We start from the raw sequence: 7,170 nt of genomic DNA, 5'->3' as shown, positions 1-7,170 counted from the left end.
TCTGATTATTCCTAGTAATGCCACGTCGATCACTCCGATCCCCCTACTCATCAAGATAAGTAGGATTGTGTGCTAAACGTGGGTCAATTTTCGATGCAAATTATGCGGCTAAGTGGGTCAGTTTTCGGTGCAAATCAACACGATCAGATTGAGATTGGTGAAGAGGGAAAAATTCTCGGAACGTGTAGGCGATATCGAGAGGACGGTACAGAGTTTCTGGTTGATGTGGAAATTCCAGCGTTCACGCGATCAATGGACGCGGCAGAGCTGCTTTGGCGCTCATATGCTACACGGCGTACTGTTTCGACTGCGCTTGATTGTTGTCTTGCCGCTTTATGCGAGCGATGGGGCTTTGACGAAAAGAAGGTCACTCCGCGAGACGGGTGGTGAATATTGTTGGTCCTGTAGATGATTAGAGCCGGAGGAAAGCGAGAGCAAAGTTGCATGGATCACAGGGGACCCTCCAGCGCGATCTCTATGCTTGTCGAAGTGGGTCTTTTTCTGCGTGACAGCGCAGATTTAGACCTGCCTTTGAGAAGGTTTTTCGATATTGATGCGGACCGGCAGGGATCGGACGTTTTCCGAAGCGACCAGAGAGCGACCAGAACGCAAAAAGCCCACGAACCGAAATTCGTGGGCTTCTAGGATATTCTTGGTAGGCCGTGCGGGATTCGAACCTGCGACCAACGGATTAAAAGTCCGCTGCTCTACCAGCTGAGCTAACGACCCAAGGACTGCGCTTTAAAACAAAAAGGAATTACGAGTCTCGTAACTCCTTCCAAACGCAACGCACAATCGGCGTCGCGAAATTCGGTGGTAGGCCGTGCGGGATTCGAACCTGCGACCAACGGATTAAAAGTCCGCTGCTCTACCAGCTGAGCTAACGACCCCCGAAGAAGCGAGATTATAGGCGGTATAGCGTTTTCTGTCAAACGGCCCGGCGCCGATTTCACGCCATCGCCGGGGCGCGACGCCGTCGGTGCGGCCGTCGTCCGCCGGCTTGCTACTTGGTCGTCAGGCGTTCCTTGGCGGTGGCCGCCGCGCTCGAGTCAGGATAGTTCTTGATGAGCTCCTGCAAGGTCTTCTTCGCGCCCTTGTCCTTGAGCTCGGTCTGGCAGCTGGCGATGTTGAGCATGGCGTCGGCCGCCTTCGGGCTGTCCGGATAAGCCTTCAGCACCACTTGCTGCGCGGCGATGGCGCCCTTGCAGTCGCGCTGCGCGTAGTAGGCGTTGCCGAGCCAGTATTGCGCGTTGGCGGCGTAGCCCGATTCTGGATAGTTGCGCACGAACTCGGTCAGCGCGGCGGCGGCGTTCTTGTAGTCGCCGGCCTTGAACAGCAGCAGCGCGGCGTCGTACGATTTCTGCTCGGCCGGGTCGACTTGCGCGGCCTTGCCGTCTATCGTCACCTGGTGCGGTTCGAGCTTGCGCAGGCGCGCGTCGAGGTCGGTGTAATAGTCCTTCTGGCGCTTCTGCGCCGTCGCCAGGTCGTTGGCCAGCACTTCGATCTGGTCGCGCAGTTGGGCGATCTGTTGCAGCGTCTGTTCGTTCTGGGCCACCAGGTCGAGCGTGCTCGACTTGTCGGACTTGGTGTCGAGGCGGGTGTTCAGGTCGGCCGTGATGGCGGCCACTTTGGCGCGCAGGTCGAGGATGGCCTTGCGCGCCTCGTCATCGTCGAACACGCCGGCGGCGGCGTGCAGGGGGAAGTAAGCGCAGGCGGCCAGCATGGCGGCCAGCAGGCCGGATTTGGTACGGGTGTTGATCATGTCGGGCGCTTTCATAACGGTTCGGGCAATGGAAACGGGGCGGGGCGCGGATTGTTCCGCGCGCCGCCCCGTATTATGCCTGTGACCCGGCACCCGGGTCACAGTAAATCAGTCGATTACTTGTAGACGATATCGGCACGACGGTTTTCCGCCCATGCTGCTTCGTCGTGGCCTTCGGCCTTAGGCTTTTCCTTGCCCAGCGAAACGGCTTCGATCTGCGAATCCGACACACCCAGGGTGGTCATCGATTTGCGCACGGCTTCGGCACGTTTCTGGCCCAGGGCCAGGTTGAATTCGGCGCCGCCGCGTTCGTCGGTGTTACCTTGGATCAGGATCGAACGGGCTTTGTTCTTTTGCAGGTAGTCGGAGTGGTTTTGCACCACCGATTTGCCGTCGTCGCGCACAACGTAGCTGTTGAAGTCGAAGTACACGCTGCGCTTGGCCAGCACGCCTTGCGGGTCGTTCAGCGGATCGATCGCTGGAGCGACGACCGGAGCGACCGAGCGGGTGTTGTCGCTCATTGGCGCGGTGGCGACCGGCTTTTCGACGACCGGTGCTGGCTCGGCGACTTTGACTGGGGTGCTGCAAGCCGACAGGATGGCGGCGGTGGTGACGGCGAAGGCTAAGCTGCTGATTTTGCGCATGTTGACTCTCCTAGTAATGGACGGATAAAAACTATTAAAAACTGATATTACTGCATGAAAGGACCCCAAGTGGGTTCCTTGATATTGCCCGCCTGTGCAGTCAGGCGTTGTTTAACACGGCCATCCACCGAGACCACGGCCAGCGACTTGCGCTGGCCGGCCTGGGTGGCGTACATGATGTATTTTCCGTTCGGCGAAAAGCTCGGCGACTGGTCGTTGTTGGTGTCGGACAGCCGCGTTTCCTGGCTGCTGGCCAGGTCGAGCACGTACAGCTGGAAGTTGCCGTCGCGTCGGGAAATATAAGCCAGCGTCTTGCCGTCGGAGGCGATGCGCGGGCTGATGTTGTAGCTGCCGCTGAAGGTCACGCGCTGGGCGTCGCCGCCGTTGGCGCTCATGCGGTAGATTTGCGGGCCGCCGCTGCGGTCGCTGGTGAAGTAAATGTTCTGGCCGTCGGCCGACCATTGCGGTTCGGTGTCGATGCCGGCGCTGTTGGAGACGCGGTGCAGGCCGCCGCCGTCGGCGCCGACCACGTAGACCTGGGTGTGGCCGTCTTTCGACAGCGCGACGGCCAGCTTGCTGCCGTCCGGCGACCACGACGGCGCCGAATTGCTGCCCTTTTCGTTGGCCACGACCACGCGCGCGCGCGTGATCAGGTTTTGCACATAGACCACCGACTTGCGCTGCTCGAAGGACACGTAGGCAACCTTGGTGCCGTCGGGCGACCACGAGGGTGAAATGATGGGTTCCGGCGAGGCCAGCGCTTCCTGGATGTTTTCGCCGTCGGCGTCGGCCACCTTGAGCTTGAACTTGCGGTTCTCCTCGGTGACGTAGGCGATGCGGGTGTCGAAGGCGCCGCGCACGCCGGTCAGTTTCAGGTAGATGTCGTCGGCGATCTTGTGCGCGGAGACGCGCGGATATTGCGGCGCCGTCATCACGTCGAGCTGTGAAATCTTCGCTTGCTTGACGGTGTCGAGTAGCTTGTAGCGCACGGCGAAACTGCCGTTGGCCAACTGCTGCACGCTGCCGACGACGACGGCGGCGGCGCCGCGCGATTTCCAGGCGCTGTAGTCGACGTCGGCCGTGTCGGAGATGGTGCCGGCGTCCATGATCTGGAACGCGCCGCTGCGTTCGAGGTCGGCCTTGATGATGGCCGAGATGTGTTGCGGCGCCAGGTTTTCGTCGGCGAAGGTGGCGATGGCGATCGGGATCTGGTTGTTGCCGACGCCGGACACTTCGATGTGGATTTGCGCGTGGGCGGTGGCCGCGACGCCGGCGCTGAGGCCGGCGGCGATCAGGGTGCGGCTCAGGGCGAGACGCAAGGCGGAGCTGGGTTTTTTCATGGTCGTCATCAATGCAAATCTTTCAAATTGAAGTCAGCGGTAATTTCGCGCTCCACCGTACCATCTTTTTTCTTGGGCAGAGGCGAGGCCGCTTCAATCGCGCGCAGGATGGCGTTGTCGTAAGCCGCCACGCCGCTGCTCTTAACCATTTTCGTGCCGATCACTTCGCCGGTCGGCAACTGCGTGATCTTGACGGTCGCCGCCAAGCTGTCGTCGCTGGAACTGTAGGCCAGCCGGCTGCGGATTGCCGCCTGTAGTGCGCCGCCGTAGCCGGCGTCGCCTTTCGGACCGGTCGACTTGGCCGCCGTGCCGACCGCGCCGCTGCCGACGGCGCCGGTGATGCGGCTCATCTCGGCGGCGCGCGCCTTGTCGGCGGCCTTTTGTTCGGTGGCCTTGGCCTTGGCCAGCTTGTCGGCGGCGGCCTTCTTGTCCTTGTCGGCTTGCAGTTTCTTGTCGAGCTCGTCCTGCTTGTCTTTTTCTTCCTGCGCCTTCTGCTCCGCCAGTTCTTTCTTCTTGGCATCGTCCTTGGCTTTCAGCTTGGCCAGTTTTTCGTCGGCCTGCTTTTTCAGCTTGGCCGCTTCCTTGGCTTCTTCGAGTTTTTCCTCGGCCAGTTTCTTTTTCGCCTTCAGGCGTTCGAGCGCGATGTCCGGCGCCTTGGGCGCGGGCGGGGCTTCAACCGGCGGCGCGACCGGCGGCGGCGGCGCTTTCACGACCGGCTCCGGTTCCGGCTCGGGGGCGGGCGGTGGCGTCGGCGCCGGCGGCGCGGCCTGCTGCACGCTCATGTCCCACACTTCGGCCTCGACCGCGACCGGCTTGTTGCTCTGCCAGTGTACGCCCACCCACAGGAACAGGATCAGCACGGCGTGCATCGCCGCGGCCAGCGTCAGCGAACGCCAGCCGTCGTGCTGTCGCGGCACCTTGTACGGCGCGCCTGTGGAGGAAGGTTTCATCGTCTGCACTGTATCGCTATGCTTTACTTGGTGGCCAGGCCGACGCGGTTGATGCCCATCTTCTTGGCTTCCGAAATCAGCTGGATCACGTCGTCGTATTTGCTGTCCTTGTCGCCGGCGATCAAGACCGGATAGTCGGCATGGTCGCCGTGGATGGCGCGCAGCTTGCGCACCAGCGCGTCGCGGTTGGGCGCCGTTTCCGGGGCTTCCTCTTCCTTGCCTTTGACGCCGATCGACAGCGCGCCGTTCGGCTTGATGACGATCTGGATGTAGTCGTCGGGCGGGTGGGCCGATTTTTCGGCGTTCGGCAAATTGACGACGCTGGGGTTGTTCGACGACGGCATCACCATGAAGATGATGAGCAGCACCAGCATCACGTCGATATACGGCACGACGTTGATTTCGGACTTGAACTTGCGGCCGCGGCCGCCGCGCATGCTGCTGGAAAAGGACGATGCCATGGTCTCGCCTTCCGCTTAACGCGACTGCCGTTGCAGGATGTTGGAAAACTCTTCGACGAAGCTCTCGAAGCGGATCGCCAGACGGTCGATGTCGTGGGCGAAGCGGTTGTAGGCGACGACGGCCGGGATGGCGGCGAACAGGCCGATGGCGGTGGCGATCAGCGCTTCGGCGATGCCGGGCGCGACGGCGGCCAGCGTGGCCTGCTGCACATTGGCCAGGCCGCGGAAGGCGTTCATGATGCCCCACACGGTGCCGAGCAGGCCGATGTAGGGCGACACCGAACCGACCGAGGCCAGGAACGCCAGGTGCGATTCGAGCGCGTCCATTTCGCGCTGGAAGGCGGCGCGCATGGCGCGGCGGGCGCCGTCGAGCACGGCGCCGACGTCGAGCGCGTCGCGCGTGCCGTAGGAAGCCTTGCCCTTGATGAACTCGCCCATGCCGGACTCAAAGATGCGGGCCAGCGCGCCGTGCGTGGCGCGGTTGCTGCCTGCGTTCTGGTGCAACTGGTGCAGATTGCCGCCGGCCCAGAACGATTTTTCGAACTCGGCGGTCTGGCGGCGCGCGGTGCGCACGGCGAACAGCTTACTGAAGATATAGGTCCAGCTGGTCAGCGAAATGCCGATCAGCAGCGCCATGATTAACTGCACGATGGGGTGGGCGTTGGTAATCAGGGACAGGAAGTCGAGATCGGGAGTGACGTTCATTAGGATTCAGTCTTTTCAGGGTGAGTCGCGTCAGGAGACGTGGCGTCGGTGGAGGCGCCGCGCATTTTGGCGGCCACGGCCGCCGGCACCGCGCGCGGGCGCAGCGCCGAATCGACGCAGGCGACCTTGACGCGGGCCGTGTTCAGCAATTGCTCGCCGCGCCACGCTTGTTGCACGAAGATGACCGAGGCGCGGCCCAGCTTTTCGATACTCAGCGTTAATTTTAATACATCATCGAGTCGCGCAGGCGCGTGATAGTCGGCGCTGACGCTCTGGACCACGAACATCGCGTCCTGCTCTTGCAGCAAATCGTGCTGGCCAACGTCGATCGCGCGCAGCCACTCGGTGCGCGCGCGTTCAAAGAATTTCAGGTAATTCGCATAATAGACTATGCCCCCGGCGTCCGTGTCTTCGTAGTAGACCCGGACCGTCCAGATGAAAGCTGCGGCCATGTTTGGTTTGCTACTGATGAGATTGAGCAACATTTTACGCGATTTTGTTATTCTGGTTGGCGCACTGCGGAAATATATTTGGGGGAATGTAAAATTCCATGCCGATTCCCGCCCAAAAGTAGGGACGCGCTTTTCGTTGCCAGAGTAGAACTGATACAAGGCACCTTGCCAAGCATTGTAACAACCGCTTACGATTCGCTTCAGCACTGAAATATCGCGGCGGCGCGCCGGGCCGCCGCCGGCTTAGGCCGCGCGCTTACGCGGTGCGCTTACACGGTGCGCTTACACGGTGCGCTTGATGGCCAGCGGCCCGAAACCCTGGCAGGTCGGCATCATTTCGATATTGTTGACGTTGATGTGCGGCGGCAGCGTGGCGATCCAGTAGGCGGTGTTGGCGATATCCTCGGCCGTCAGCGGCGTCGTGCCTTCGTAGACCTTGGCGGCGGCGTCGTCATTGCCCTTGAAGCGCACGTTGGAAAACTCGGTGCCGCCGCACAGGCCGGGCGCCAGGTTGGTGGCGCGCACGCCGGTGCCGATCAGGTCGGCGCGCAGATTGAGCGTGAACTGTTCGACGAAGGCCTTGGTGGCGCCGTAGACGTTGCCGCCGGGGTAGGGCGTGGAGCCGGCGATGGAGCCGAGGTTGATGACGGTGCCGCTGCCGCGCGCCACCATGCCGGGCAGGATGGCGCGCGTCATCGCCACCAGGCCGCTGCAATTGGTGGCGATCATGGTGTCCCAGTCGTCCAGCGACGATTCATGCGCCGGCGTCACGCCCAGCGCGAGGCCGGCATTGTTGACCAGCACGTCGATCTGCGCCCATTCGTCCGGCAGGCCGTCCAGCGCGCCATTGATCGAG

Annotated in this window: 8 protein-coding genes and 2 tRNA genes; all 10 read right to left on the bottom strand. The window is 61.9% G+C overall.

Annotation, left to right across the window (positions count from 1 at the left end):
* Nucleotides 1-653: 653 nt before the first annotated feature.
* Nucleotides 654-729: transfer RNA gene (locus tag Q0S71_RS10140), tRNA-Lys, on the bottom strand.
* Between the two features lie 85 nt (nucleotides 730-814).
* Nucleotides 815-890, bottom strand: a tRNA-Lys gene (locus Q0S71_RS10135).
* 113 nt (nucleotides 891-1,003) lie between these two features.
* On the bottom strand, nucleotides 1,004-1,759 hold the full coding sequence (gene ybgF, locus Q0S71_RS10130; protein ID WP_295994449.1) for a tol-pal system protein YbgF: 756 nt from the start codon (nucleotides 1,757-1,759) through the stop codon (nucleotides 1,004-1,006).
* Between the two features lie 119 nt (nucleotides 1,760-1,878).
* Nucleotides 1,879-2,406 carry a peptidoglycan-associated lipoprotein Pal gene (pal, locus tag Q0S71_RS10125; RefSeq protein WP_295994445.1) on the bottom strand — a complete coding sequence of 176 codons (528 nt, stop codon included), beginning with the start codon at nucleotides 2,404-2,406 and terminating at the stop codon, nucleotides 1,879-1,881.
* Between the two features lie 47 nt (nucleotides 2,407-2,453).
* The gene (tolB, locus tag Q0S71_RS10120) at nucleotides 2,454-3,746 is read right to left on the bottom strand and encodes a Tol-Pal system beta propeller repeat protein TolB (RefSeq protein WP_295994443.1); all 1,293 of its coding nucleotides are present in this window, start codon (nucleotides 3,744-3,746) and stop codon (nucleotides 2,454-2,456) included.
* An 8-nt stretch (nucleotides 3,747-3,754) separates the two neighbouring features.
* Nucleotides 3,755-4,696: a cell envelope integrity protein TolA gene (gene tolA / locus Q0S71_RS10115; protein ID WP_295994440.1), complete on the bottom strand. Its 942-nt coding sequence runs from the start codon at nucleotides 4,694-4,696 to the stop codon at nucleotides 3,755-3,757.
* Nucleotides 4,697-4,719: 23 nt separating this feature from the next.
* Nucleotides 4,720-5,157 carry an ExbD/TolR family protein gene (locus tag Q0S71_RS10110; RefSeq protein WP_295994438.1) on the bottom strand — a complete coding sequence of 146 codons (438 nt, stop codon included), beginning with the start codon at nucleotides 5,155-5,157 and terminating at the stop codon, nucleotides 4,720-4,722.
* A gap of 15 nt (nucleotides 5,158-5,172) precedes the next feature.
* Nucleotides 5,173-5,862: a protein TolQ gene (gene tolQ, locus Q0S71_RS10105; RefSeq protein WP_295994436.1), complete on the bottom strand. Its 690-nt coding sequence runs from the start codon at nucleotides 5,860-5,862 to the stop codon at nucleotides 5,173-5,175.
* Nucleotides 5,862-6,347, bottom strand: a complete 486-nt coding sequence (ybgC, locus tag Q0S71_RS10100) for a tol-pal system-associated acyl-CoA thioesterase (RefSeq protein WP_295994447.1) — start codon at nucleotides 6,345-6,347, stop codon at nucleotides 5,862-5,864. Before ybgC ends, tolQ begins: the two co-directional genes overlap by 1 nt.
* A 249-nt stretch (nucleotides 6,348-6,596) precedes the next feature.
* A partial coding sequence (locus Q0S71_RS10095; RefSeq protein ID WP_295994434.1) for an SDR family NAD(P)-dependent oxidoreductase occupies nucleotides 6,597-7,170 on the bottom strand: 574 nt, incomplete at its 5' end.

The sequence above is a fragment of the Rugamonas sp. genome (genome assembly GCF_025354735.1).
Lineage (GTDB): Bacteria > Pseudomonadota > Gammaproteobacteria > Burkholderiales > Burkholderiaceae_D > Rugamonas.
Note: the sequence above shows the minus strand (reverse complement) of the source record. Positions and strands in the feature narration are given on the sequence as shown.

What these genes read in the sequence shown, in the direction of transcription:
- tolQ (WP_295994436.1), bottom strand. Translation starts at nt 5,862, where the DNA reads ATGAACGTCACTCCCGATCTCGACTTCCTGTCCCTGATTACCAACGCC.
- pal (WP_295994445.1), bottom strand. Translation starts at nt 2,406, where the DNA reads ATGCGCAAAATCAGCAGCTTAGCCTTCGCCGTCACCACCGCCGCCATC.
- tolA (WP_295994440.1), bottom strand. Translation starts at nt 4,696, where the DNA reads ATGAAACCTTCCTCCACAGGCGCGCCGTACAAGGTGCCGCGACAGCAC.
- tolB (WP_295994443.1), bottom strand. Translation starts at nt 3,746, where the DNA reads ATGAAAAAACCCAGCTCCGCCTTGCGTCTCGCCCTGAGCCGCACCCTG.
- Q0S71_RS10110 (WP_295994438.1), bottom strand. Translation starts at nt 5,157, where the DNA reads ATGGCATCGTCCTTTTCCAGCAGCATGCGCGGCGGCCGCGGCCGCAAG.
- ybgC (WP_295994447.1), bottom strand. Translation starts at nt 6,347, where the DNA reads ATGTTGCTCAATCTCATCAGTAGCAAACCAAACATGGCCGCAGCTTTC.